This is a genomic window from Paracoccus fistulariae, assembly GCF_028553785.1.
Lineage (GTDB): Bacteria > Pseudomonadota > Alphaproteobacteria > Rhodobacterales > Rhodobacteraceae > Paracoccus > Paracoccus fistulariae.
This window is the reverse complement of the sequence record NZ_CP067136.1, coordinates 454290-479866: the sequence shown is the minus strand read 5'-3', so window position 1 is coordinate 479866 and position 25577 is coordinate 454290. Positions and strand designations below refer to the sequence as shown.

Here is a 25577-nt window from a genome sequence, read left to right as displayed (position 1 = left end):
TATGAGTAGACATGATGACGTCCTGAAAGGCCTGGGCCTTCACGGTCAGGCGCTTGTCGCAACGATGCAGATGCTGCAGCAAAGCCGTGAGCATCGTCCCTCGCTGTCGCAGGTCAGCAAGATGGTGGGGGTGCCCGCCGCCGATCTGCGGCGGATCTTCAAGGACGATCAGGGGCTGCTGGTCGCCATTGCCGAACAGGGTCTGATCCGGTTGATCGACGCCACCACGAAGGCCATCGTCAAGATGGATCAGGACGACCCCATCGGGCAGTATATGGCGCTTGGCGATGCCTATCTGGACTGGGCCGACAATAATCGCGAACAGTTCCGCCTGATCACCAATTCGGCCGTGCTGGATACCGTCCGCACGCCCCAGACCCGCCGCTATCTGGATTCGCTGAACGAATTGATGATCCGCATTCTGGAACGCGCCAAGACCGCCGGCCTGCTGCGCAACGAAGACGACATCACCACGATCGTCATCAGCAGCCGGGTCTTTGCGCATGGTCTGGCCCGCTATGTCGTCGATTCCCGGATGGGAGATCTGCAGCCCGGTGAGATCCAGCTTGCCTCGGCCAAAGAGATGCTGAACAACTTCATCATCCGCTATCTGGGTCAGCCCACCCGCAGCCGCACCTCCGATTGACGCAGACAGCAGCGATGTGACGCAACCGCAAGGGGTTTTCCCCCTTTCGGTTAGCGGGTCCATCGGCTATCCCCTTGCAGCAAATACAACATGCAAAGGGCGTATCAGCGTGACCGACTACATCATCAAGGATATCGCGCTGGCCGATTATGGCCGCAAGGAACTGGATATTGCCGAAACGGAAATGCCGGGTCTGATGGCGCTGCGCGCGGAATACGGCCAGTCGCAACCGCTGCAGGGCGCGCGCATCGCGGGCAGCCTGCATATGACCGTGCAGACCGCCGTTCTGATCGAAACCCTGACCGCGCTTGGGGCCGAGGTTCGCTGGGCCTCCTGCAACATCTATTCGACCCAGGATCACGCCGCCGCAGCCATTGCGGCCTCGGGCGTGCCGGTCTTTGCCATCAAGGGCGAGACGCTGGCCGAATACTGGTCCTATACCGATCAGATCTTCCAGTTCGGCGAAGGCACCGCGAACATGATCCTGGATGATGGCGGCGATGCGACCATGTATATCCTGCTGGGCGCGCGGGTCGAGGCGGGCGAGACCGATCTGATCGAAACGCCGACCAGCGAAGAGGAAGAGGCGCTGTTCGCCCAGATCAAGAAACGTCTGGCCGCCAGCCCCGGCTGGTTCACCAAACAGCGTGATGCGATCCGCGGCGTCAGCGAGGAAACCACCACCGGCGTGCATCGCCTTTATGATCTGCACAAGAAAGGCCTGCTGCCCTTCCCCGCGATCAATGTCAATGACAGCGTCACCAAGTCGAAATTCGACAATAAATACGGCTGCAAGGAAAGCCTTGTCGATGGCATCCGCCGCGCCACCGATGTGATGATGGCGGGCAAGGTCGCGGTCGTCTGCGGTTACGGCGATGTCGGCAAGGGCAGCGCCGCGTCATTGCGTGGCGCCGGCGCCCGCGTGAAGGTGACCGAGGTTGACCCGATCTGCGCGCTGCAGGCCGCCATGGACGGGTTCGAGGTGGTGACGCTGGAAGATGTGGCGGGCAGCGCCGATATCTTCATCACCACGACCGGCAACAAGGACGTGATCCGGCTGGAGCATATGCGCCAGATGAAGGACATGGCCATCGTCGGCAATATCGGCCATTTCGACAATGAAATTCAGGTGGCCGCGCTGAAAAACCACAAATGGACCAATATCAAGGATCAGGTGGACATGATCGAGATGCCCTCGGGCGCGCGGATCATCCTGCTGTCTCAGGGCCGTTTGCTGAATCTGGGCAATGCGACGGGCCATCCCTCTTTCGTGATGTCGGCCAGCTTCACCAATCAGGTGCTGGCCCAGATCGAGCTGTTCACCAAGGGCGACGATTACCAGCCCGGCGTCTATATCCTGCCCAAGGCACTGGATGAAAAGGTGGCCGCGCTGCATCTGGAGAAGATCGGCGTCAAGCTGACGAAACTGTCGCCCGAACAGGCTGACTATATCGGCGTCACCCCCGAAGGCCCCTTCAAATCCGAGCATTACCGGTACTGACCCATGAGCGAATATTCCCTTTTCACCTCGGAATCCGTGTCCGAGGGGCATCCCGACAAGATCGCGGACCAGATCAGCGACGCCATCCTTGACGCCATTCTGGCCGAAGATGCGCGCGCCCGCGTGGCCTGCGAAACCATGGTCAAGACCGGCGTCGCCATCATCTCGGGCGAGATCAGCACGACCGCTTGGGTCGATCTGGAAAAGATCGTGCGCGATGTCATCAACGATATCGGCTATACCAGCAGCGAGGTCGGTTTCGACGGCGCGACCTGTTCGGTCATCAATATCATCGGCAAGCAATCTCCTGAGATTAATCAAGGTGTTGACCGGGAAACCCTCGAAGAACAGGGCGCGGGAGATCAGGGGCTGATGTTCGGCTATGCCTCGGATGAAACCGACGTGCTGATGCCCGCGCCGATCACCTATGCCCACCGCCTGGTCGAGCGGCAATCGGCGGTGCGCCGCGACGGCACCCTGCCCTGGCTGCGCCCGGACGCGAAATCGCAGCTGACCCTGCGCTATGACGCCGAGGGCCGCCCCGAGGCCATCGACGCGGTGGTGCTGTCCACGCAGCACAATCCCGATATCGCGCTGAAAGATCTGCGCGAGGCGGTGATCGAGGAAATCATCAAGCCGGTCCTGCCCGCCGAATGGCTGTCGGATGAGACGAAATATTTCATCAACCCGACCGGGAAATTCGTCATCGGCGGCCCGGTGGGCGATTGCGGTCTGACCGGCCGCAAGATCATCGTCGACAGCTATGGCGGCATGGCGCGCCACGGCGGCGGCGCGTTTTCCGGCAAGGATCCCAGCAAGGTGGACCGTTCGGCCGCCTATGCCGGACGTTGGGTGGCCAAGAATATCGTCGCCGCCGGTCTGGCGCGCCGCTGCGAGATCCAGGTCAGCTATGCCATCGGAGAGGCGCAGCCGACCTCGATTTCGCTGAATACCTTTGGCACAGAGACGGTGCCGCAGGACAGGATCGTGGCCGCCGTGCGCGAGGTCTTTGACCTGCGTCCTTTTGCCATCACCCGCGATCTGGACCTGCTGCATCCGATCTATCGCCCGACCGCGACCTATGGCCATTTCGGCCGCGATCCCTATGCCCTGGGCGGCGCGACCGCGTTCAGTTGGGAAAAGACCGACCGGGCCGAGGCGCTGAAAGCCGCGCTGAGCTGACACGAAAAAGGCCGCCCCACCCGGGCGGCCTTTTTGACATCATCGGGTGCGGCGCGATTATTCCGCCATCATGCCCAGATATTTCGTATTGCTGACCGGCTTGCCGTCATTGGCCAACAGAAAGCCGCTGATGACCCGCAACAGGCCCCAGACGGTCAGAAAGATCCAGATCAGGAAGCCCACCCCGATCACCATTGTGATCAGCGCCAGAAGGCCGATCAGCAGGCTGATCCAGAAGGTGCGGATCTGGAAGGTGAAATGGCTGTCGGCCATCCGGTCATTGCCGCGCCACATATAGGCCAGCACGGCGCCGACCAGCGTGGTGATGGCGACGAAATAGCCAAGCGCGTAAAGACCGTAGATGATCTTGACGTTGTTCATCTGTTTCGCGGTCGGGCTGTCAGGAGGCATCGTCATGGTCTGACCTTTCTGGTTCGTTCATATCCGGGGCGCGTTCAGGGGCTGCCGTAAAGCTCTTTCGCGCGATCCTCGAAGGCGCGGACAATGCGCGACATCGCCTCCTGGAAGACGACGCCGATCAGCTTTTGCAGGATCATGTTGCGGAATTCGAAATCGACGAAAAACCGGACGCGGCAGCCGCCTTCGGGGCGGTCGACAAAGCTCCAGCCGCTATGCAGGTATTTGAAGGGGCCATCCAGATAATCCGTGTCGATCTTCATCTCTCCGGTATCGGGATCGGCGGGCCACAGCGTCACGCGGCTGCCGAATTTCTCGCGAAACACCTTGAAGCTGATCACAAGATCGGCGGCCACGACCTCGGACCCGTCGGGCTGGACCTGACGCGACCGGATGCGCGCCGCGCTGTTCCAGGGCAGAAATTTCGGGTAGCTTTCGATATCCGCGACAAGGTCATACATCTGACGCGCAGTGTAGGGCAGATCGCGGGAGTCCTGATGGTTCGGCAATGGTCACTCTTGCATTTCGGCCTTGAGACTTCTCGGGGCCTCTGATCGTCTGGGCCCGATGTAGCAGGCAGAGGCAATGATGAACAACCTGATCTGGTTGCTGAGGGCGTCAAAATGGGCACGAAACCCACCAAGCGCCCGGATGGTAAAGCTGGTCCTGCTGGTTCTGATCTTGGCGGTGGTCATCGTCGCCATGGACTGGCTGGGCCTGTGGCCCGACTGGGCGCGGATGGAGCGGGGCCGCATGCCCCGCATTCCCAACAGCCCCTAGCGGCGTGCCCGCACGCGAATCTTGCGCGGCACGGGCCGGGCGCTGAGGGCGATCAGCCCCAGGGTCGCGGTCAGGCCAAGCCCAAGGATCAGCGTCGTCATGGTTCTTCCTCCGTCCTGCCCGGACGGATCACAGACCCGCCTGAGCAAATGTATCACATTGCCCCATGTCACCAGATTGGAAGCCACGCATCAACCATTCCTGACGCTGATCGGCCGATCCATGCGTAAAACTGTCCGGAACCGGCACTCGGCCCGCATCTGACTGGATCACATCGTCGCCAACGGCCTGTGCGGCGCGCTGCGCCTCTTCCAGATCGCCCGGCTCCAGCGTGCCGAATCGCTCTTGCGCGCCGCGCGCCCAGATCCCGGCATAGCAATCGGCCTGCAATTCGGTCAGGACCGAGATCTTGTTCGAATCGCTGCGGCTGACACGGGCGCGCAGGCTGTTCACCTGTTGCAGCACGCCGGTCAGGTTCTGGACATGATGCCCAACCTCATGCGCGATCACATAGGCATAGGCGAAATCGCCCCCCGCGCCCATGCGGCGCGCCATCATGTCAAAGAAATCGGTGTCTAGATACAGCTTCTGATCGCCCGGGCAATAAAATGGCCCCATGGCCGAGCTTGCTGTGCCGCAGGCCGATTGCACCGTGCCGCGAAACAGAACCAGGGTCGGATCGCGATACCGGATCCCGGCCTGTTCGGGCAGGGTCGTCGCCCAGACCTCTTCGGTATCGGCCAGCACGACCGACATGAACTGGCCCCATTTCTCATCCTCCTGCGTCAGCGGGCCGCTGCCCTCGCCCGGGGCCTGATCCAGTTCCCGAACGATGGGAGAGATATCGACGCCGAAGAAATAGCCGAAGGCAAGCACGGCCAGCATGCCGACCACCCCCATTCCACCGGCACCGGCCGCGCCCATGCTGCGCCTGTCCTCGACATTGCCGCTGCCGCGGCGCCCTCGCCATTGCATCCTGTATCCCTCGCATCTGTTGGGCCAAGGCCCGATCCTGCCTGTCATAACCCGGGCGGGTGTCCGGGGTTCCCTGTGATCCGGCGCTGCGCCATTGTTCACAGGCGCGCGACATAAGCGCAAGAGACTTGACCTTTGCCGCCCCCGGGACGATCCACGGGCAGCCCCGCCACGGCGGGCGATCAGGTCACGGTTCGAGGTTACGATGAACGGAATACAGCTTTCACGTCTGGCGGGGGCCGGGTCGGCCGCGCTGCTGCTGGCGGCACTTGGCTTTCAGATCATCGGCTATGCCCCTTGTGAGCTGTGTGTCCTGCAACGCTGGCCGCATGTGGTCGCGGTCATCATTGCGCTGGCGGTCGTGCTGACCGGCCGGGTCCGCATCCTGGCCATTCTGGGGGCGCTGGCCGTGGCGACATCGATGGCGATCGCGATCTATCACACCGGGGTCGAGATCGGCTGGTGGGAAGGCCCGGCGACCTGCTCTGCCGGCACGATCAGCGTGATCGAGATGTCGCCGCAGCAACTGCTGGAAAAGCTGCAATCCGCCCCGGTGGTGCGCTGCGACGAGGTTGCCTGGCGCTTTCTGGGGCTGTCCATGGCGACCTGGAATGCGATTTGTTCGGCGCTGCTGGCGGGGATCTGGCTTCTGGCGGCGCGCCGCGCCCGATAACCGCGCGATATGGCGCCAAAAGGGCATGAAAAGCGGGCGTCAACATTGCCCCAACCTGCCGTGTCGGCTATATCAACCTCGACAAGATATTGAGGTACTGACGTGGCCGACACCCCAGAAGACGATCTGCCGGAAACCCCTGATACGGGCGAGGAAAATGGCGGGGCAAGTTATCCCGTCATGGCCCATGAAGGTCCGGTGATCGACATCTCGGAAGAGATGAAGTCATCCTATCTGGATTACGCCATGTCGGTGATCGTCAGCCGCGCGATCCCCGATCTGCGCGACGGGCTGAAACCGGTGCATCGCCGCATCCTCTATGCGATGGATGAATCGGGCAATACATTCGACAAGCCCTATCGCAAATCGGCGCGTCCGGTGGGCGATGTGATGGGGAAATACCACCCCCATGGCGATGCCGCGATCTATGACGCGCTGGTGCGGATGGCGCAGGATTTCTCGATGTCGCTGCCCTTGCTGGACGGTCAGGGCAATTTCGGCTCGATGGATGGCGATAGCGCGGCGGCCATGCGCTATACCGAGGTGCGCATGGACAAGCCCTCGGCCTATCTGCTGAAGGATATCGACAAGGAAACCGTCGATTTTCAGGACAATTACGACGGCAAGGACCGTGAACCCACGGTTCTGCCCGCGCGTTTCCCGAATATGCTGGTCAATGGCGCGGGCGGCATCGCCGTCGGCATGGCGACCAATATCCCACCCCATAACCTGGGCGAGGTGGTGGATGCCACGCTGGAACTGATCGACAACCCCGACCTGCCGACGGAACGCCTGCTGGAGATCATCCCCGGCCCCGATTTCCCCACCGGCGCCATGATCCTTGGCCGCTCGGGCGCGCGCAAAGCCTATCTTGAGGGGCGCGGCAGCGTCATCGTCCGCGCCAAGACCCATATCGAGGAACCGCGCAAGGACCGCTATGCCATCGTCATCGACGAGGTGCCCTATCAGGTGAACAAGGCCACGCTGATCGAACGGATCGCGGAACTGGCCAAGGAAAAGCGGGTCGAGGGGATCTCCTCGGTTCAGGACGAATCCGACCGCCATGGCGTGCGTGTCGTGATCGAGTTGAAGCGCGATGCCACGCCCGAGGTGGTGCTGAACCAGCTGTTCCGCTTTACCGCCATGCAGACCACATTCGGCTGCAACATGCTGGCGCTGAACGGTGGCCGCCCCGAACAGCTGGCCCTGCGGGATTTCCTGACCTACTTCATCAGCTTCCGCGAAGAGGTCGTCGCCCGCCGTACCGCCTATGAGCTGCGCAAGGCGCGTGAACGCAGCCATATCCTGTGCGGTCTGGCCGTGGCCGTCAGCAATGTCGATGAGGTCGTGGCCACGATCCGCTCTTCGGCCGATGCCGCCGAGGCGCGCGAAAGGCTGATGGAGCGTCGCTGGCCCGCCCATGACATTCTGGAATACCTGAAGCTGATCGACGATCCGCGCCATCCGGTCAATGAAGACGGCACCTATAACCTGTCGGAAACCCAGGCCCGCGCCATTCTGGACCTGCGCCTGCAGCGCCTGACCCAGATCGGGGTGCAGGAAGTCACCGATGAATTGCAGCAACTGGCCGAGGCGATCCGCGAATATCTGGCCATTCTGGCCTCGCGAGAGCGTATCCTGGCGATCATCAGCGACGAGCTGCGCGAGGTGAAAGAGCTTTTCGCCGTGCCGCGCCGGACCGAGATCGCCGAATGGTCCGGCGACATGGAAGACGAGGATCTGATCGAGCGCGAGGATATGGTCGTCACCATCACCTCGGGCGGCTATATCAAGCGCACGCCGCTGGCCGATTTCCGGTCGCAGCGGCGTGGTGGCAAGGGCCTGTCGGGCATGGCCACCAAGGAAGACGATGTCGTCACCACGCTGTTTGTCGCGAATACCCATACGGAATTGCTGTTCTTTACCACGGACGGCATGGTCTACCGGCTGAAAACCTGGCGGCTGCCGCTGGGCGGTCGGACCTCGAAGGGCAAGGCCATCGTGAATATCCTGCCGATCGAGCCGGGCGTGTCGATTGCCGCGCTGCTGCCGCAGGACGCGCCCGAGGATGAGTGGGACAATTATCAGGTCATCTTCGCCACCGATCAGGGCGATGTGCGCCGCAATGCCCTGTCCGATTTCACCAATGTGAAATCCAACGGCAAGATCGCGATGAAACTGCCCGCGGATGTCAGCCTGATCGGCGTGCGCATGGCGACCGAGGATGATGACGTGATGCTGGTCACCGCCAAGGGCCGCGCGATCCGCTTTCCGACCACCGCCGTGCGCGTCTTCAAGGGCCGCGATTCGACCGGCGTGCGCGGGATCCGTCTGGCCGAGGATGATACCGTCGTCAGCATGGCCGTGATCCGCCATTTCGAAAGCGATCCGGCCGAACGTGTGGCCTATCTGAAGATGCGCCGCGCCGTGGCCGGTGCGCTGGATGACGGGGCCGAACCCGATGAGGACGAAGAGATCGCCGAAGAAGGCAGCATCAGCCAGGAACGCTATGCCGAAATGTCGGCGGCCGAGGATCTGATCCTGACCATCACCGCCAAGGGCGCGGGCAAGATCAGTTCCAGCCACGGCTATCCGGTGCGCGGGCGCGGCGGTCAGGGCGTGATGGCGATGGACAAGGCGATGCGGGGCGGCGCGCTGGTGGCCAGCTTCCCGGTCGAGATGGACGATCAGATCATGCTGGCGACCTCGAACGGGCAGTCGATCCGGGTGCCCGTGGACGGGATCAGCTTCCGGTCGCGCAGCGCGGGCGGTGTGCGGGTCTTCAACACCGCCGCCGGAGAGGTCGTCGTCTCGGTCGCGCGGATCGCAGAACAGGGTGTCGAAGAGCCGCCCGAGGATGCGGAAAGCGACCAGGGCGGCGCAGACGAGAATTGACGCGATCACGGGTCGGGGCGCATGCTTCGACCCGTATCACTTCAACAAGGATATGTGTGATTGCGCCATTCTGACGACAGTATAGTCCGCGAAAGATTGCAGACGGTGTTTCTGGGCATCATTGCCTTCGCGCTGGTCCTGTTCCTGCTGGTTCAGGCCAAGTTCATCCTGATTTCGCTGGCCATCGCGATCATCCTGTTCTCGCTGACCTCGGATGCGATCCATGCCATTTCCAAGCGGCTGAAAGTGCCGAAATGGCTGGCCACGACCATCGCGCTGATCGGCATCACGCTGGGCCTGTTATGGGTCTCGACCACCATCGTTGCCCAGATCAACGAAGTGATCTTCATCGCCATTTCCTACACCGAACAGGCGCAGGCCGCCCTGCCCGCCCTGGCCGAACGGCTTGGCCCCGAGGTGCAGGAACGCATCCTGACCGCGATCACCAATTTCAACGTCACCGGCTGGATCAGATCGCTGGCCGGTCAGGCCTCGGGGCTGCTGTCGGGCTCGATCCTGGTGATCATGTTCGTGGGCTTCATGTTCGTCGAACAATTGTGGTTCGCCACCAAGATAGAGCGCCTGACCCGCGATCACGCCCGCGCCCGGCAGGTCACGCAGATCATTGCCTCGATCAAGCATCGGGTGAACCGCTATCTGGTGGTCAAGGCAGCGGTCAGCGCGGTGACGGCCGCGATCGTCTGGATGATCTTCAACGCCGCCGGGCTCGATCTGGCCGGGGCGGTGGCGCTGCTGACCTTCATCCTGAACTTCATCCCCTCGATCGGGTCCATCGTCGCGACGATCATCGCCAGCCTGCTTGCCTTCGTGCTCAGCGGCGACGGCACCACCACGGCCATCGTCGCCATCGCCTGCACCGCCAGCCAGTTCGCCATCGGCAATGTGATCGAGCCGATGCTGCTGGGCCAGACGCTGCAACTGTCCAGCTTTGGCATCATCCTCAGCCTGGCGCTGTGGGGCGTGGTCTGGGGCATCGCGGGGATGTTTCTGGCGGTGCCGATCATGGTGGCGATGATGATCATCTGTTCGCAGATCAACTGGCTGCGGCCCGTCGCGATCATGCTGTCACGAGAGGGGCTGCCAAGCGCCGATTTCCAGACGGAAGAGGATGACCAGATCACCCCGCTGGCACCGAAACTGAAAAAGCCGGGGATGTGATCCCCGGCTTCTGATCTGTCGCGGCGGATCAGCGGTCGCCGCCATCCCCGTCGCCATCCGCATCCGCGTCCGGCCCCGCCGCATCATCCGCATCCTTGTCAAAGGTGACGCGCGGGTCATAGCGGCGGTGGAACTCATCATCCGACAGTTGCTCATCGGCCTTTTCTGCGGGCTTCTCTTCTTCAGCCTTCGCCTCTGCGCCCATGTCGGGATCGCCGGGCTTCATCTGCAGGGCCTCGGGGTTGCGCAGCCAGATATCGCGCTGCGGATGCGGCACCTCGATCCCCTCTTCTGCAAAGCGGATAGCGATCTGGTGCAGCACTTCCGAGGTCACCCCCAGACCCGCGCCGACATCGGACAGGATTGCCCGGATCTCGAAATCCATGCTGTCGGCGCCGAAGGCGCGGAACAGCACGGAGGGCGGCGGGTCGATGGTCACCAGCGGCTGATCCTCGATGATTTCCTTGAGGATCTTTTCGACCTGGCGGGTATCGCTGCCATAGGACACGCCCACCGGCACGATGATCCGCCCGACCTTGTTATGCCGCGTCCAGTTGGTCACCGGCTGGCTGATCAGATCGCTGTTCGGGACGATCACCTCGGTCTTGTCGAAGGTCTCGACCATGGTCGAGCGGACCGAGATCCGCTTGACGATGCCCTGCTGGCCGCCCGCCTCGATCCAGTCGCCGACGCTGACCGGACGTTCCACCATCAGGATGATGCCCGAGACGAAGTTCGACACGATGTTCTGCAGGCCGAAACCGATACCGACCGACAGGGCACTTGCCAGGATCGCCAGAGAGGACAGGTCGATCCCGGCCGAGGTAATGGCCATCACCGAGGCGATGAAGATCCCGACATAGCCGAGGCCGGCCACGACCGCATTCTGCGCCCCGCTATCCAGCTTGGTCTTGGGCAGGATCGAGTTGCGGAACAGGCCCTGAATACCGCGCGTGATCGTGTAGCCGATGGCAAAGACGATAATCAGCGTCAGGATCACCCCCGGCGACAGGGTGATGCCGCCGAAGGTGAAGCCCTTCCTGATCTGCAACCACAGCTCGGCCAGATCCTCTTTCCGCTCACCCCAGATGAGCAGGAACAGCGGGATCGACAATATGATCAGGCCAAAGCCGATCAGCAGCGGCGTCAGCCCTTCGCGGGCACCCTCGGCCCCGCGATGCATCATGGCGAAGACGTCGGCGATGAAATCCTGCAGCACGATCAGCAGGCAGATCAGCGCGACCGTCAGGATCCACGGCCAGAGGAAGTAATTGGCCAGGTTGATCAGGCCGAAGAAGCCCAGCAGCACCGACAGAACCGCGATCACCCGCGACAGGCTGCCAACCCAGGACAGCAGCCGGTGCCGATAGGCAAGCGAACTGGCATCCTCGCGCTTGGTCAATGAGCGCAGGATATTGCCCAGACGGAACACCGTCAGACCCGCCAGCAGGATCAGGATGAAGTTAAAGACCGACGCGGCCCCATCTGACATGTCCAGCGGAACGCGGGTGACCTGATCGCCGACGCGGCTATAGGCGCCAGAGGGCGGCAGGATGGCCCATGCCATGATATGATGCAGCGCGAAGATCGAGGACAGAAGCACCGCCGTCCGATAGGCCTTGATCCGCAGCGGGCGCGGCATTTCCAGCGTGTCATAGGCAATCGACTTGGCCGGAAACAGCATCTGCGCCAGCCATCTTCCCCCATACCAGATCATCGCGGCAGAGGGCAGCGCACCCAGAATCGGGATTGTCCATTCCCCGGCCAGATTAGATGCTTCGATCGCGCTGACCAGCAGGTAGATCCCGATCAGCGGCACGATGATCTGACCAAGAGAGACCAGGAAAACAACGACGGCGCGGGAATATTCCGAGGCTCTTACCGAGATCCTCTTGGGCAGCGAAAGAACCCACCATCGTCCATAGGTCAGGATGATGGCCGCCGCGACCAGATAGCTGAGGATCGAGGGCAAACGCTCTTTCAGCTGCTCCCAGACGCTGCCGTCGGTCTTGAGGGCGGCATCCGCACTTTCGGCATAGCGCGCGGCCAGTTCAGCGCCGGAAGAGGCGGCCTCGGCCCAGCTGGAGGGCATGAAGGGCGGCGGCATGCTTTCGGTCAGCTCGGCCGCGGCACGAAAGGCCTGAATTTCCGCGATATTGTCGATAATCGCGCTTGCCCGGCTTGCGGCTTCGGCCGCCGCGATGCGGGGTGCCTGAAGCTCGGACAGTTGCTTGTTCAGATCCTCGCGCCGCTGCGCGATCTCGTCATCTTCGGTCTGCCCTTCGGCAGGCGGTGCGCCAAGGGCTTCGATCTGCTGGCGCACGGATTTGATGCGCGGGCCGTTGACATTCTGGCCCTGCTGAAAGCTTTGCCGCCACCGTACGATTTCCTCGCGGATCTCGGACAATTCTTCGCTTGAGGTTTCGCGATCTGCGATCAGTTTTTCCGCACGGTCTGCGGCGCTGTTCCATTCGTCGTAAGCAATGCTGCTCCACTGCTCACCTGACCCGGATTGCGCTTCCTGAGCGGCAAGCGGGAGGGCAAACAGCGACAAGGCCGTCACAAGAACGGCAAGAAAAATTCGTATCATGATTCAGTTCAGCCTTCGAAGACTTCCGGCAACCGGGCGTCCTGCCGCGTCATCCAGCCCGGCACGGGCAGGCCCTTCGCACGCAGGAAATCGGGGTTGAACAGCTTCGTCTGATAGCGCGTGCCGTAATCGCAGAGGATCGTCACGATGGTATGGCCCGGCCCCATTTCCCGGGCCATGCGAATGGCACCTGCGACATTGATCCCGGAAGACCCGCCAAGGCAAAGACCCTCATAGGCCAGCAGTTCGAACACCACCGGCAGCGCCTCGGCATCCGATATTCTCCATGAATAGTCCGGCGTAAAGCCTTCCAGGTTCTTGGTAATTCGCCCCTGCCCGATCCCTTCGGTGATCGAGCTTCCGGGGCTGTCGAATTCACCCGTGGTATAGAAGGAATGCAGCGCCGCGCCCTCGGGATCGGCCAGACCGATCTTCACGCCCTTGGGCTGCAACGCCTCGGCCACCCCGGCCAGCGTCCCGCCCGATCCGACGGCGCAGATAAAGCCGTCCACCTTGCCCCCGGTCTGTTCCCAGATCTCGGGGCCGGTGGTTTCGACATGCGCCTGACGGTTGGCGACATTGTCGAACTGATTGGCCCAGATCGCCCCGTTCGGTTCGGTCTTGGCCAGCTCCTCGGCCAGGCGGCCCGAATAGCGCACGTAATTGTTCGGATTCTTGTAGGGCGCGGCAGGCACCTCGACCAGGGTTGCCCCGGCCAGCCGCAGCATGTCCTTTTTTTCCTGACTTTGGGTTTCAGGAATGACAATCACCGATTTGAACCCCATCGAAGCCCCGACCAGCGCCAGACCGATCCCGGTATTGCCCGCCGTCCCCTCGACAATCGTGCCACCCGGCTTCAACTCGCCCCGCGCCACGGCATCCTTGATGATATACAGCGCCGCGCGATCCTTGACCGACTGGCCGGGGTTCATGAACTCGGCTTTGCCCAGGATCTCGCAGCCGGTTTCCTCGCTGGCGCGACGCAGGCGGATCAGGGGCGTATTGCCGATGGCATCGGCAAGGTCAGAATAAATGCGCATGGCGATTGACCTGTCTTCAAGGGTTTCTCTGTCGTGCTTACCTACACGTTGCGACATATGGGGCACAACCCCGCCGCAGGGCGCCAACCCCTCAGTCGCCTGCCAGTTCCGCCCGCAGCCGTTCTTTGTTCACCTGCAACCACAGCGCAATCATCGCCAGCGGACCATTCGCGATCTGCCCCTGCGACACCATATCCAGCAGGGCGTCATGGGTCAGAACATGGCCGCGGATATCTTCGGTCTCGGAGGCCAAACCATGCACGCCGCTGCTGCCATCGGGCAGATCGGCAATGCCCACAAAGAGATACAGGTATTCCGCCAGCGTTCCGGGGCTTGGATAATGATGCACCGCCGGGAACAGTTGCCCGATCCGCAGGTCCGCCTCTTCCAGCGCCTCGCGCCTTGCGGCATCCTCGACGCTTTCACCTGCATCGACGCGACCCGCAATCGGCTCCAGCAGCCAGGGCTGCGGATCGTGGCGCAGGGCCGGGATCAGGCGGAACTGTTCGATGATCATCACCCGGTCGCGCACGGGATCCCAGGGCAGCAGCACCACCGCATCGCCCGACACAAAGCCTTCGCGCCGCACGGTGGGGGTAAAGCCGCCCGCAAAGGTCCGATGCGACAGATCCCACCGATCCACGGCAAAGAACCCGGCAAAGGGCTGCTGCCGCGCCGTCACCCGCAGATCGTCGGGCCCGCGCGGCACGACCAGATCGCCGCCCGAGTGCGGACTGGCCCTGCCCCGCAACCGGCTTGCGGCCCAGACGCCCAGCATCGGCAGGCGCCAGTTCAGAAATTCGGTCGATTGCTCGGCCGGGGCCTCGGCGATCAGCGCGGCAATTTCCGCCGCCAGATCGCTGGGCCAATCGGCCACCGGCCAGGGCGCGTCCGAGGCGGCCTGCACCTGCACCCCGACGATCCGATGCCCGGCCACGGTGATCGGCGCCAGACCCATCACCTGCGCATAGCGGCGCAGCACCTGGTTCGGCGTAACGCTGACCGCGTCGATCCCGTCGCCTTGCTGCAGCGCGGGCCAGTCATCGGCCACGATCCCTGCCCGCTCTCCGCCGATCAGTCGCCCCGGAAGGCGTAACACCTGCCCCGACAGGCCCAGAGCCCGCAGCATCCCCGGCTGCGCAAGCGGCCCGACCAGCGCCCATTGCTCACTCACAGCGCGCGCCCCGAAAGCTGCCCTGCCGCCGCTGCGCCAAGCTCGTAAGAGGTCTGGCGAAACACCGAACCGAACCCCGCAAAAAGGGCGCCGAACAGCGCCTGCCCCGGCGGTGAGGCGACGAAATCGATATAGGCCTCAAGATCCTGATCGCTGAGGCTGGAATAGGCCAGCATCATATATCCCTGCAGCCAGTCCTCGACATCGCTGGCGATCTGGCCCTGCTGCGCCCAGACATCGCCCAGAATGTCGGCCTCGCCCATCGTCATGTCAAAGCCGCCCGCATCGCCAAAGCCTTGGGAAAAGGCGATCGAGACGTTCATGCCGCCCGCAACATTATGCCCGATCAGATCGGCGGCCTCGATCAGGCGCGCAATCTGATCCGCCCGCTCGCTGCCAGCCTGCTCTGCGCGGCTATAGGCAAGCTTGGCGGCATCCTCGGCCTCCTCATCCAACATCGCGATCCGGGCCGCGCTTTCCAGATCCAGCAGCCGCTGCCCCAGATCGCTGTCATAGAAGCTCAGCCCCTGATCGATGCGCGCACGATCCATGCCCGGCAAGGCGGCGTCCAGCCCGCCGCGAAACAGTCGGGCCAGCCGCTCGGGCCGGTGAATCGCCTGCACATCGCGCGTCCAGCTGCCGGTCCCACCGCGCGGAAACAGCATATCGCGGATATCATCAGCCTCGCTCACGGCCTCATCGCGCATGATCGGCAGCAATTCCTCGATATCCATGACCTGCCACAGCCGCGCGGTCAGATCGGCCCCCTGTGCAAAGCCGATCTGCGCAAAGAGCAGCGTGAAGGTGAGGCAAAGAAATCGAAGCATCATGCGGCCTTTTTCAGATTGCGTCGATTTTTCAGCGAAACCCCCTTGCACTTCAACCCCCGTCCCTCTAAATCCCCGCCTCACCACCCAAAGCGCGGAGAGGTGCCGGAGTGGTCGAACGGGGCGGTCTCGAAAACCGTTGAGCCTTCACGGGTTCCCAGGGTTCGAATCCCTGTCTCTCCGCCATTAACCATTTTCATTGAACCCCATAGCGCCGCTTGGTAGCGTATAAGTTACTGAACTTATGCGCTCATCTGCGTTCATTGTTCTTACTGGCTTCGTTTCGATTGCGCTCGGTTCTGTTCATTTGGTGGTACGAACTGTGGTATTTCCTATGGCCTATACCTCGGGAAAGCTGACGAAGAATCTGGTCCGAACGCTCGGCCCTGGTCGGCATGGCGACGGCCACGGGCTGTATCTGGTGGTCGATCCATCCGGCGCGCGGCGCTGGATCGTCCGCGTCACGGTGAAGGGGCAGCGGAATCGGCAGGGAAAGCCGCTCCGCACCGATTTCTGCCTCGGCGGTGCTGACGTGGTGACGCTCGACGTGGCGCGCGAACGCGCCCTGGAGTATCGCCACCTCGCCAAGCAGGGCCTCAACCCGAAATATCACAAGGACCAGGACGTGCCCTGTTTCGAAGAAGTCGCCCGACAGGTCCACATCGAGCGCCTGCCGACTTGGAAGAACCCGAAGTACGGACAGCAGTGGATCAACACACTTGCAGATTATGCATTCCCCAAGATCGGCCGAATGCCCGTCTCGGATATCGACCAGCCGGAAATTTTACAGGTGCTGTCCCCGATCTGGACTGAGAAGCACGAAACCGCGCGCAGGGTGGCGCAGCGGATGAAGGCTGTGCTCGAGCCCGGTCGCGTGGCTACCGCGAGGGTGAAAATCCGGTGACGGTCGTGATGGATGCCCGGGTGTTGCCGCGCGTGAGGGCCAAGGTGAAGCACCACAACGCGATGCGCTGGCAGGACGTACCGTCGTTCTACGCCCATGCGCGATGTCCAGAACATTGACCCGCTATCCGCGGCAGGCTCGTGCCTGCTCGCGCGTCACCGCGTAGTCACCCAACATCTCGACGAGAGCAGACAAGTCAGGCAGCATCGCCATCTCCTCGGCCGCCCGGGCCTGAAACTCCCTGCTGTATTCCACGACTGGCGGACACGCTGCCACGCCGCCAGCTTCAAAACCTGCCGTCACGCAACCGGTCAACAAGTTCGTCGCGATTACGAGGACGGTGAGCCGCCGCCTCCAGCATCCTTCTCTGAACTTCATTGGCTTTCTCCCTGGTGTCGAGGCGTTCCGCCACACAGCGTCGCCACACCAGCCGCACCGCCGCCCTTCTTGGTGCGACTGTCGGCCAGCACTTCACGGGCGGGCGGCGTCTCCGCCGCGAAGGCCATGGCCCGGATCGGGAAGCGCTTGCCCCACTGCCGTGCAGGGCCGAGGTCGATGTGCATGAACCCTGATCGCGGTTAGAAGCCGAAGCCGAGGAACCCGACCTCGCGCGCCGCCGCCTCGAACGCCACCGGGTCGTGGTTCGCCATGGCGATGTCCAAGGCGGCGCCGTCGAGGTGCTTGGAGCGGGTTGCGCCGCCGACGGAGCGGTTGTGTTCGGGACTGCGATAGGCAGAACGGACGATCAGCGTCTTGCCCAGCAGGTCGCGCAACGCCTGGCCTGGACGCGAACCGCCTCTACACGACCGGGCAGTCGGGTGGCTGCATGACCTCCATCGCGCTTAACATCGCGCACCCGGATCTCTTCGCCGGCACGTTCTGTGTCGCGGGTCAGTGGGATGCTTCGCTCGTGGCCCCGGTCGCAGGCGCAAATTTCTGGGCGCTCGTGTCGGAGGATGACGCCAAGGCTTTCCCCGGCATGACCGCGATCATGGCGGAGTTGGAGGCGAACGGTGCTTCGGTGACGCGCGGCACACTCGACGCCCGTGCGCCTGCCGAAGACACAGCCGCGATCATCGATGATGGGCCTGACGTCAAACCTTCTCTGGCTCTGAGGCGAGCGACAGTAGCACCGAGCTCTTCTGAGAGACGACTTGTGCGTTCAAACTAGAGTGTCTACCGTCGGTCGTGCGTCGGGCATCTCACACATGAGAACCGATTGTCTTAACTTCATTCGCTACGTAAAGGGCAATGCCGCACAGGAAATCGTCGAACGCAAGAGAAAATCAGGATGGAGGAATCCACGCCTTGAAAGGATATGTTGGACTCACGCCCCCACTTTCTCTGAAAGTCCCGTATCGTAAACACATAGCGCATATCAACGAGATGGGCCATACACATGAATAGAAGCGATATACTATTAGAATTTGCCAAGATCGAGCACGAAGAGGCGCGGCGCTACGAGAACCAGCGTGAACGCCTTCTCGGTTTAAGCTTTGTCGCTACGGGCGCAATCCTTGCCGCAATATATTCCGACGTGAGCACAACGAGCTTTGATGTGCTGCTGGCCGGCATAGCGACAGTATTGAATTTATTCGTTTCCGTGACATCACTCAAGTTCTATCTCGCATTCAAGAGGCGTTATGAGCGATATAGGGTTCTTCGGTCCGAAATTGACAAGGAATTCGGAATTCCGAGCCTCGAAGAATTAATGGGAAAGGCCGATGAAATAGATCGCGGGAAGGACCGTTACCGTCTAGTTGAAGGATTAAGGATTCACAGTATCTGGAGCACTCTTTCATGGTTGATGGCAATCATATCTCTCGCTGTATTAATTTGGCTAATATTGGATCTGATATAGTATTCAGAAAATTACTTAGTTAGAATCGGGCGTTATTGAACTATCCGGATCACGAAACACGCGCTGTTGATGGTCAGGGCCCTCTATCCGGAAGCCTCCCAAAGCGGATATCATTTCGGCATAGCTCGTGAAACCGAGCGATTGCGGGACTTTTCCCTTCACCACGAAGTGCGCCTTCGCCCGAGTACCCAGGGAGGTGAACGGCATCCCCTCCGACGCAGCAGGTTCCTCTGAGAGTTCATCCGACAGCCAAGCCTTGAAACTGGACTTGTTAAGAGCGACCTTCCCCTCTCCGGCACTCTTCGACCCCGGCCGATCCGCATCGGCACGACCATCGTCAGCGGGCAAACGCCCGATAAACGGATGGTGTGATCTTCCGACCAAAAGGTTCGGAGGCCGACCAAAAACCGCAATCCCCTCAATACCATTTATGAATGAACCCAGAGACTTCGTTGAAAGTAGCTGCTCAAGCGGTCGCGTTGACAAAAACTCTGCTTTGGCCGTGTCGATCAGCTGACCCAAATCGATCGCAACGCCACCGGAATCGTCGATGCGCTCAAAGACATATTCACAAAACGCGTCTGAGAAACGATCCGCGGAAATGCAACCACTCGACGATACAACAGTTTCCTTGTGCAACGTTATGCCCTGTGCCGTCGGACCCTTTTCACCTAACGCAGGAACAAAAGAGACGATTTCACCTTCCCCGTGAATTTCTCTGCGAAATGCCGGCAATACTGAGTTGAAGTGAAAAAAGTACTCGTTTTCGTCCCTATCCTGAATGAAGCCATATCGTTCTCCATCCGGAACGTGCGTAACCTTTCCAAAAATTCGCTTTTCGCTTACCGCAACAGAAACAGTGTCAGTTTCGGAATTCTCGAAACTCACATTCAGGATGATCCTGCCATCTTGGCCCTTGTAATTCGATACTCCGTAGCTCTTGAGGCCTTCCAAAAGGGTTGCCACATCAATCGACTGACTGAACAAAGCACCCATTCTATGAACTGCATCCAGACGCTCAAGAAGGCTCTCTAGTTCAACCCGCGCACCTAATCTCGCCTTGGCTTGTGAAAACTCAAGAGCAAAACGCAAGATCCGATCAAAATTGAGCTTGCTGACTACCTCCAATTGAGTATCTCTTGATGCCTCCTCATCGGAGGGGTCCACCAATACAGATCCTTCAGCAGCAACGGGTTCTTTCGACCGGTTGCCGCCTTCTACGAACCCGGTCTCAATCCGCCAAGCTCTTGGACCAGTCGGGCTGAAACCCAAGTAGAAGTTTACACGCTCGTTCAGACTTCGATACTGGGCATAGTCTCTTCCTGGAGAAAAGAAGACCGAAAACTTTCCATCTATGACTATCGTCCCGGAGGTTGGTCCATTTATACTGTCAATGACTCCGTTTATCCTTATTAGCGGCTCCTCATTACTAAAAAAATTGTGGCCCCTATCCCATCCACCTAAGTCGAGTTCCGACACGATGCGACACTCTGAGCCGCTTCGCCCAAACCAAACCGGCGACCTCGACTTTCTCGCAAAACTCAATTCCTGGCATCGACGAAGGCTCTCTCGATAGGAATCAAGATCATTAGTCCTTTGACCAAACCACAACAAAAAATGGAGAATATAAAGAAAATAATGCGCTTCCCAGGATGGGAATCGCCTTGACCACAACGTTATTTGAGATACTGCCTCGTCGAAGTCAAATTCAGGAAGTCCCGAGAATGCGTGAAACCAAAGTGAATAATCATCTGATCGCCTGCCAGCCTCACGCAAATTCGTAGCCGACAGTTCAGCTATTCTCCTCTTCTCCGAAGCTGAAAGATTGCTCCATTTTCTCTCTCCACGAACAAGATACGCATTCGCCAAGGCGTTCCTTGAACGCGTATTCGCGCCCTTTCCACTTGCGTTGGCCAACTCCCATCTCTCGACCACACCATCAAGGTCTCCGTAGAGGCGATCGAGCTCAGCTTCGCATTCGACAAGGTAGTCATTTGTGGGCTCAAGCGTGGAGTAGAGATTTGTAGCGCCGCGCAACAACTCCTCTGCCTCTGACAACTTCTCTTCTAACCACAGAGCCACCTCTGAAGATTCAGAGGAAATCATGGATACCGATTCAACCGCCGCCGCCACCTTGAGACGCGCAATTGAAGCGGTAATCAACTGGATGTTTGTTATGTAGCCATAGACGTTATCCGGACTAAGCCTCCGCGCCTCTTGGAATGCACTCTCAGCTTCCGAATAAAGTGGGTCCAACGCCTGAAAGACATCATCCAGCGAACTAACTCTTGGTAGAGATTTAAGGTTATGCCGCAGACGCGAACGGATAATCAGACCAAGCGTATGGTAGTGAACTGCATCATTGCTACTGAGTGAAATCGCACGGTGAAGGTACTCCTCTGCTTTTTCGAAGTCACGGCGCATGCGATACACTTGATGCCGGCCTAGGTGGCTCCAAAAATGTGACTCGTCTGGACAGTTGTCGCACAAGTGCTGTAGAACAGAATGCCCGAGCGAGACGTCGATAGCATCAAGGTTTTCAATGATTGGGGCGAAGTCCTCTCTGTCCTCCACGCCATCGGTTGAACCCGACCGGTCGATGAACAACTGTCGAAAAAGGTCCACACAGGCAGAGGGTCCCGCGGCCTTAACCAAGTCAGATATCAGATCGATAGAGTAGGACTTCAGATCCAGACGCCAATCATCCTGGAGGCCCAGACGAAAGTGCTCTAGAACCTCTTCGGCCAGTATTTGGTGCATTATCCGAACGCCACCACCATAGCTCAATATAAGGTTGGCGACACCATCACCGAATAGATCCCTCAGTTCCAGATTCGAATCCGGTTCAACACCCGAAATCGAGTATATTATGCTCTCTGGAATGGTACCGTTCGAAAATATCGTAACCACGGCGATGTGCTCCAGCACTCGTCGAATATCTCGGCTGGCGCCGGCAATATGGTGTTTTACATAACTATCGACCCCCAAGAAATCTCGTTCAAACGCTATCAATCCGTAGAAGAATGGCAAACGATACTTCTTCAGAGTTTCATTGGTCGATACTTTTGAGATTTGCTCCCTTTTTCGAGAATCTTCCGTCAGTGACATATAGGTTGACTTAAATTTTTTCACCTCTCTCGGAGTGAGGCCCTCTATGATCTCGAAGGATCGCTTCTTAGATGGAAAGAACGATCGCCGCAAATATAGCAACACTGCACGACAGTTGTTCTGTGCCAAATATCTCTGAACATCCTCGCGGTTGCTTTCCGTAAGTACGGAACTATCGGCAACAACAAATACTGGTCGCTCAGAAATTAAAAATAGCTCCCTGATCCTCTCTCCAAGACTAGGAGAAAAAGATTCAACGTATGCGGTTGGGTGCTCATAATGAAGTTCCCAAGCCACTCGCATCGCCAAAGTTGTTGCACCGGAGCCGGGTTGATGTTCAACTACGATGGTGTGATTTCGATGAGATGACAGCCACTTTCGACATTCACTTATTAAGGCTTCATTAGCGTCGCGCCTAATGTCGACATCCGCGGAGATTTCTTCCCACGTCGGGGGGCGTCCACGCCAGAAATCGGATGAAGAAGAATTGTCTGCGTCTGACAAAAAGTCTTTCAGAACTTCTGAGTGTAGTACTGATAAGTTCTCTTCGAGCGCTCGGATCTTCTCCGGCAGCACAGTCCGATACTCACCAGATGGCCCTGGAATCTTGCATCCTTCCGCTTCAACCGTAGTGCCAAAGGTGTTTGCGGCGTGCCTTACAAAATCTCCTACCGAAAGCGGAACCGTGAAAAGGTTTGTCGCCGACTCGTTGATTGCCCTTCCGCCGAGCACGAATATCTTTGCTCGACCTCTCGTTGCCTCATCGATGTCTCGAATTATGCTTTCGATTCTCGAAGATGGATTATTTTTATCGAGTGTGAGGCCTGGGAGAATAAGACAGTATATTGGGGTTGGGTTTGTTTTTTCTGCAATTTTTTTCACAAGCTGTCGAACTATTGGCAAGCGATCCCATCGCCACTTGTGGAAGTCTGGAAAGAACTCCTTTCTTGTCGACCACCCCGCCGCAAGCATCCATGCGGTCGACCTTCGGGGATCAAATTCAGGGATATTTGAGGTAAAGAGATGAAGACTGCGCTTCGCTGCCAACACGTCAGAGCTAAACCGATAAAGTCCGTTTTCGTCAGAATTTGGGTCCAGGTCTATGACAGCTGACCATGGCAGATGACCAAGCGCCTTCAGGTGAGGATCCGGGTGCTGACCTTCTGTCACAAGGACAAACAGGCCATCTGACTGAGTGAAACTTCCGGCTTCGCGAAACAACTGCTGCCACAGTGCATCGGAAGATGAATTTGACTCACTCTCACTTAGTTCAAGGCGTGATAGACGGGCCCATTCTTCATCTAGGAACACTTCCAGATAGCGACGGGCCGCCCAACCGGCGTAAGCTAATGCAGAAATCTTCAACGAGCGATCAATTGGCTTGTTGGCCCAGTTGATGCCAGCGGCCACACGTGAAAGAAGAATCTGCTTCTCGAAGTCATCTTGTCTTGCCGGGAAGCGGCTTGATAAAAACGTTTCAAGTGGCAGCCTAAGTTTTGTGAATAGCTTCTCGATCCACATTGCATTGGGTGGAACGACTGCGGTCGTATTGTCCGGATCGAGCGCATTTAGGACAGCGATGAGCGGTGAAGCCCCATTGGCGCCGAGGAATGATAACGCAAATGACAGTTCGAGGTATGCTAGATCAAATCCAACCAGATTCTCCGATGAGAGCGCGAAATCAATGATAAAGTAAGGATTGGATTCAGGATTGAAGCGGTGAAAAAGAATGTTTCCGCCATGAAGATCGCCATGACTGAGTCCAGTAAGGGGGGAAAGGGACTCCTTGTCATTCTGCGAAAGCAAATCGAGGAAGTGAAGCGGATTGACTAGTATCTCGCCCGCCATCGGAAATATCTCGCCGCCACAAAAACTATTTATGAAATCGTGGAGTTCCGAGGCTTTAGTATGGTCAGAGCGATAGCCGCAGGCATTCTTGAGCACTTCATGTGCACTCGATCTGGGTTGAAATTCTTCGTCTGCCCACGCGGACAATAGATTGCTGACAATTCCATCAGCGTTATCGAAAATTAAGTTGGCGTGTTTCCCCACTGATGCCGTGTATCGATTCAAACTACGACCTGCAATATCGAATACCATTACGTCATAGTGACTATCCCGCTCAGAGCGGTAACTATACCTTAGTTGTGGAATATGCTCTTCAGAAAATGCCGGCGCTCTGTTGTAGGCGACCTCATGAGAACTTTGCTCTGGCTTTTGATCCTGGTACTTGGGGGCTTCGCTAATCTTGAGGATATATACACCACTTTTTATAGTGTCTTTTGGCGCCTTTCGGACATCGAGTTTAAAAACTGCGGAACCGGAAAAGCCGCCAGGAATTGCGTCGAGGTGAACATCTGCGCCCGCAATCCATTGGTCGAGTGCTTCCTCTATGGACACCCGCCTTGGATCGTTCGCCTCAAGCCCTTCGATTGAAATCAAGAAGTCTGTCCCTGTACGTTTACTTCGTTGGGAGGCGGTCGACCCACGTCCGTAACCTATGTAGACAATACAGCACTCGATGCATGGCTTCGGCAAGCAATTTTCTCGGGTTGTCAGCCCAGCCCATAGCGCCAGAACGACGCGTGGTTGGTGACGAAGTCGTCATCTGCGGTCGAGGGATACCGCGCCGGTGGGTCCGTGTGGCCCTCCGTCATCGGCACTATGGGCTGTAGCAAGATGGCGATAGCGTGTGAGAATTGGGCGCGGCGATTCTGGCGACTAAACCTTGGACTTCCGTTCCGCTCCTTGAACGTGGAACAGAACCGAATGATTGGTCAGTAGTCCGTCTCCACATACACCCCCGAGCAATCGTATGCGACCGCCGCCGCCGTCGCGCCGTTGCTCATGAAGTTGCGCGGGCTCATGAGTTGCGTCGCGGCAGGAATGTCCGTGTCGAGCATGGTCTCGACCACCGCCCCGCTGACCTCCTCGACCACCCGGACGCCGATCTCGCTGCTGTTCGGGGCGGCGAAGAGCGTGAGGGTCAGGACGTTCGTCGTGCTCGCGACAGGGAAACTCGCCCCGAGATCGCTGAGCGTCGGCGCGCCCGAGGCGTCGTTCTGGACCAGTTGCCAGTTTGTGTGGGTGCCGCGCTGGAAGCCGATGCCAATGCAGTTGACCACGGCCGAGAGGGTCAGCGTCGTGGCCAGCGCCGCCGTCGACCCGTAGAGGCCGAAGAAGCCCATGCCGGTCGCCTGCAGGGTGACGAGCGAAAGCCGGTTCACATAGGTGAAGCCGCCCAACCCGTCCGCATTTCCGCGCCAACAGACCCAGCCCGCCGACCGCTCCTCTGCCGCCGCATCGGCGGTGGCGGCGCTGGTCACGCGCCAGCGGCGCATTGAGGTCGAAAGGTTGGTGGTGGCGAGCGTCGGCGTGGAGACGGTGCCGACGGCGGTGCGTGGCATGCCGTTGGTGTTGACCGTGGTGCCGGTGGACGGCGCCCAGGTCGCGATGCGGTTCACCCCGAAATGCGGCTGCAGCGGGAAGAACCGCCCCGAGGGACGCTGGACGTCGAGCCATCCGGCCCCGGCGCGGTCGCAGGCATAGAGGGCGAGCTTGCCGGTTGGCGGCGGCGCGGGAACGGCGCTCATAGCCGGGAGCACCACGGGTTCGGGCATCTCGACCCGGCCCGTAGAGCGGTCGATGCGGATCGCCTCGTAGAAGGCCGACCCGTCCGGGCTGACCTTGAAGCTGAAATCGTCGCTGCCCAGAAGTCCGATCAGCGCCCGGGCCGACCAGTTGGTCTTGAAGGCGAAGCTGGCGTCGTTGGCTGGCGCGGCCTTGTTGAAACTGGCCGGCCAGGTCAAGCTACCACTCCCCGAC

General features: G+C 59.5%; 20 protein-coding genes, 1 tRNA gene and 1 pseudogene. 11 read left to right on the top strand and 11 right to left on the bottom strand.

Features of this window, described 5'->3' with window-relative positions; translation table 11 throughout:
• Nucleotide 1: 1 nt before the first annotated feature.
• From JHX87_RS02475 to metK, 3 genes are all read left to right on the top strand, one after another.
• Nucleotides 2-646: a TetR/AcrR family transcriptional regulator gene (locus JHX87_RS02475; protein WP_271886212.1), complete on the top strand. Its 645-nt coding sequence runs from the start codon at nucleotides 2-4 to the stop codon at nucleotides 644-646.
• A gap of 109 nt (nucleotides 647-755) precedes the next feature.
• Nucleotides 756-2147: an adenosylhomocysteinase gene (gene ahcY / locus JHX87_RS02470; protein WP_271886210.1), complete on the top strand. Its 1392-nt coding sequence runs from the start codon at nucleotides 756-758 to the stop codon at nucleotides 2145-2147.
• A 3-nt stretch (nucleotides 2148-2150) separates the two neighbouring features.
• Nucleotides 2151-3329, top strand: coding sequence for a methionine adenosyltransferase (gene metK / locus JHX87_RS02465; protein ID WP_271886208.1), 1179 nt, complete (start codon nucleotides 2151-2153; stop codon nucleotides 3327-3329).
• A 57-nt stretch (nucleotides 3330-3386) separates the two neighbouring features.
• Here the strand turns inward: metK and JHX87_RS02460 are convergent, their stop codons facing one another.
• Nucleotides 3387-3746: a DUF4870 family protein gene (locus JHX87_RS02460; protein ID WP_271886207.1), complete on the bottom strand. Its 360-nt coding sequence runs from the start codon at nucleotides 3744-3746 to the stop codon at nucleotides 3387-3389.
• Between the two features lie 38 nt (nucleotides 3747-3784).
• Nucleotides 3785-4255: a type II toxin-antitoxin system RatA family toxin gene (locus JHX87_RS02455; RefSeq protein ID WP_271886205.1), complete on the bottom strand. Its 471-nt coding sequence runs from the start codon at nucleotides 4253-4255 to the stop codon at nucleotides 3785-3787.
• Between the two features lie 79 nt (nucleotides 4256-4334).
• Between JHX87_RS02455 and JHX87_RS02450 the strand changes: the two genes are divergently transcribed.
• The gene (locus tag JHX87_RS02450; protein WP_271886405.1) at nucleotides 4335-4526 is read left to right on the top strand and encodes a hypothetical protein; all 192 of its coding nucleotides are present in this window, start codon (nucleotides 4335-4337) and stop codon (nucleotides 4524-4526) included.
• Between the two features lie 129 nt (nucleotides 4527-4655).
• Here JHX87_RS02450 and ypfJ read toward each other — a convergent pair whose 3' ends face one another.
• Complete coding sequence (gene ypfJ / locus JHX87_RS02445) at nucleotides 4656-5501, bottom strand: KPN_02809 family neutral zinc metallopeptidase (RefSeq protein WP_271886203.1); 846 nt, start codon at nucleotides 5499-5501, stop codon at nucleotides 4656-4658.
• 205 nt (nucleotides 5502-5706) lie between these two features.
• Between ypfJ and JHX87_RS02440 the strand changes: the two genes are divergently transcribed.
• From JHX87_RS02440 to JHX87_RS02430, 3 genes are all read left to right on the top strand, one after another.
• Nucleotides 5707-6174 carry a disulfide bond formation protein B gene (locus JHX87_RS02440; protein ID WP_271886201.1) on the top strand — a complete coding sequence of 156 codons (468 nt, stop codon included), beginning with the start codon at nucleotides 5707-5709 and terminating at the stop codon, nucleotides 6172-6174.
• A 180-nt stretch (nucleotides 6175-6354) separates the two neighbouring features.
• Complete coding sequence (gene gyrA, locus JHX87_RS02435; protein WP_271886404.1) at nucleotides 6355-9069, top strand: DNA gyrase subunit A; 2715 nt, start codon at nucleotides 6355-6357, stop codon at nucleotides 9067-9069.
• 60 nt (nucleotides 9070-9129) lie between these two features.
• Nucleotides 9130-10248 (top strand): AI-2E family transporter, encoded by a 1119-nt coding sequence (locus JHX87_RS02430; RefSeq protein ID WP_271886199.1) that lies wholly within the window; start codon nucleotides 9130-9132, stop codon nucleotides 10246-10248.
• Between the two features lie 28 nt (nucleotides 10249-10276).
• On the opposite strand, the gene JHX87_RS02425 is transcribed toward JHX87_RS02430, so the two are convergent.
• The 4 genes from JHX87_RS02425 to JHX87_RS02410 all read right to left on the bottom strand — a co-directional run bounded on the left by JHX87_RS02425 (nucleotide 10277) and on the right by JHX87_RS02410 (nucleotide 15882).
• Complete coding sequence (locus tag JHX87_RS02425; RefSeq protein WP_271886197.1) at nucleotides 10277-12838, bottom strand: mechanosensitive ion channel domain-containing protein; 2562 nt, start codon at nucleotides 12836-12838, stop codon at nucleotides 10277-10279.
• A gap of 8 nt (nucleotides 12839-12846) precedes the next feature.
• A complete protein-coding gene (locus JHX87_RS02420; RefSeq protein WP_271886195.1) occupies nucleotides 12847-13878 on the bottom strand; it encodes a cysteine synthase A in 1032 nt (343 codons plus the stop codon).
• Between the two features lie 91 nt (nucleotides 13879-13969).
• Nucleotides 13970-15052, bottom strand: coding sequence for an NUDIX domain-containing protein (locus JHX87_RS02415; protein WP_271886193.1), 1083 nt, complete (start codon nucleotides 15050-15052; stop codon nucleotides 13970-13972).
• Nucleotides 15049-15882, bottom strand: coding sequence for a hypothetical protein (locus JHX87_RS02410; protein WP_271886191.1), 834 nt, complete (start codon nucleotides 15880-15882; stop codon nucleotides 15049-15051). The genes JHX87_RS02415 and JHX87_RS02410 overlap by 4 nt, the downstream gene beginning before the upstream one ends.
• A 93-nt stretch (nucleotides 15883-15975) precedes the next feature.
• Between JHX87_RS02410 and JHX87_RS02405 the strand changes: the two genes are divergently transcribed.
• Together JHX87_RS02405 and JHX87_RS02400 are read left to right on the top strand one after the other, a co-directional pair.
• Nucleotides 15976-16065, top strand: a tRNA-Ser gene (locus JHX87_RS02405).
• A gap of 148 nt (nucleotides 16066-16213) precedes the next feature.
• Nucleotides 16214-16783 carry a tyrosine-type recombinase/integrase gene (locus JHX87_RS02400; protein WP_271886189.1) on the top strand — a complete coding sequence of 190 codons (570 nt, stop codon included), beginning with the start codon at nucleotides 16214-16216 and terminating at the stop codon, nucleotides 16781-16783.
• A 123-nt stretch (nucleotides 16784-16906) separates the two neighbouring features.
• Here JHX87_RS02400 and JHX87_RS02395 read toward each other — a convergent pair whose 3' ends face one another.
• Nucleotides 16907-17161 (bottom strand): hypothetical protein, encoded by a 255-nt coding sequence (locus tag JHX87_RS02395; RefSeq protein ID WP_271886187.1) that lies wholly within the window; start codon nucleotides 17159-17161, stop codon nucleotides 16907-16909.
• Nucleotides 17162-17196: 35 nt separating this feature from the next.
• Nucleotides 17197-17622 (bottom strand): annotated as a pseudogene (locus JHX87_RS18455) (YcbK family protein); the annotation flags it as partial.
• On the opposite strand from JHX87_RS18455, the gene JHX87_RS02380 reads away from it, so the two are divergent.
• On the top strand, nucleotides 17610-17954 hold the full coding sequence (locus JHX87_RS02380; RefSeq protein ID WP_271886181.1) for a hypothetical protein: 345 nt from the start codon (nucleotides 17610-17612) through the stop codon (nucleotides 17952-17954). The pseudogene JHX87_RS18455 and the gene JHX87_RS02380 overlap by 13 nt on opposite strands.
• A 228-nt stretch (nucleotides 17955-18182) precedes the next feature.
• Nucleotides 18183-18644 carry a hypothetical protein gene (locus JHX87_RS02375; RefSeq protein WP_271886179.1) on the top strand — a complete coding sequence of 154 codons (462 nt, stop codon included), beginning with the start codon at nucleotides 18183-18185 and terminating at the stop codon, nucleotides 18642-18644.
• 15 nt (nucleotides 18645-18659) lie between these two features.
• Here the strand turns inward: JHX87_RS02375 and JHX87_RS02370 are convergent, their stop codons facing one another.
• Both JHX87_RS02370 and JHX87_RS02365 read right to left on the bottom strand, forming a co-directional pair.
• On the bottom strand, nucleotides 18660-24194 hold the full coding sequence (locus JHX87_RS02370) for a P-loop NTPase (protein ID WP_271886177.1): 5535 nt from the start codon (nucleotides 24192-24194) through the stop codon (nucleotides 18660-18662).
• Nucleotides 24195-24529: 335 nt separating this feature from the next.
• On the bottom strand, nucleotides 24530-25345 hold the full coding sequence (locus tag JHX87_RS02365; RefSeq protein WP_271886403.1) for a hypothetical protein: 816 nt from the start codon (nucleotides 25343-25345) through the stop codon (nucleotides 24530-24532).
• Between the last annotated feature and the right edge of the window lie 232 nt (nucleotides 25346-25577).

What these genes read in the sequence shown, in the direction of transcription:
- ypfJ (WP_271886203.1), bottom strand. Translation starts at nt 5,501, where the DNA reads ATGCAATGGCGAGGGCGCCGCGGCAGCGGCAATGTCGAGGACAGGCGC.
- JHX87_RS02400 (WP_271886189.1), top strand. Translation starts at nt 16,214, where the DNA reads ATGGCCTATACCTCGGGAAAGCTGACGAAGAATCTGGTCCGAACGCTC.
- JHX87_RS02365 (WP_271886403.1), bottom strand. Translation starts at nt 25,345, where the DNA reads ATGAGCGCCGTTCCCGCGCCGCCGCCAACCGGCAAGCTCGCCCTCTAT.
- JHX87_RS02475 (WP_271886212.1), top strand. Translation starts at nt 2, where the DNA reads ATGAGTAGACATGATGACGTCCTGAAAGGCCTGGGCCTTCACGGTCAG.
- JHX87_RS02395 (WP_271886187.1), bottom strand. Translation starts at nt 17,161, where the DNA reads ATGAAGTTCAGAGAAGGATGCTGGAGGCGGCGGCTCACCGTCCTCGTA.
- JHX87_RS02450 (WP_271886405.1), top strand. Translation starts at nt 4,335, where the DNA reads ATGAACAACCTGATCTGGTTGCTGAGGGCGTCAAAATGGGCACGAAAC.
- JHX87_RS02420 (WP_271886195.1), bottom strand. Translation starts at nt 13,878, where the DNA reads ATGCGCATTTATTCTGACCTTGCCGATGCCATCGGCAATACGCCCCTG.
- JHX87_RS02440 (WP_271886201.1), top strand. Translation starts at nt 5,707, where the DNA reads ATGAACGGAATACAGCTTTCACGTCTGGCGGGGGCCGGGTCGGCCGCG.
- JHX87_RS02425 (WP_271886197.1), bottom strand. Translation starts at nt 12,838, where the DNA reads ATGATACGAATTTTTCTTGCCGTTCTTGTGACGGCCTTGTCGCTGTTT.
- gyrA (WP_271886404.1), top strand. Translation starts at nt 6,355, where the DNA reads ATGGCCCATGAAGGTCCGGTGATCGACATCTCGGAAGAGATGAAGTCA.
- JHX87_RS02380 (WP_271886181.1), top strand. Translation starts at nt 17,610, where the DNA reads ATGACCTCCATCGCGCTTAACATCGCGCACCCGGATCTCTTCGCCGGC.
- metK (WP_271886208.1), top strand. Translation starts at nt 2,151, where the DNA reads ATGAGCGAATATTCCCTTTTCACCTCGGAATCCGTGTCCGAGGGGCAT.
- JHX87_RS02460 (WP_271886207.1), bottom strand. Translation starts at nt 3,746, where the DNA reads ATGACGATGCCTCCTGACAGCCCGACCGCGAAACAGATGAACAACGTC.
- JHX87_RS02410 (WP_271886191.1), bottom strand. Translation starts at nt 15,882, where the DNA reads ATGATGCTTCGATTTCTTTGCCTCACCTTCACGCTGCTCTTTGCGCAG.
- JHX87_RS02375 (WP_271886179.1), top strand. Translation starts at nt 18,183, where the DNA reads ATGAATAGAAGCGATATACTATTAGAATTTGCCAAGATCGAGCACGAA.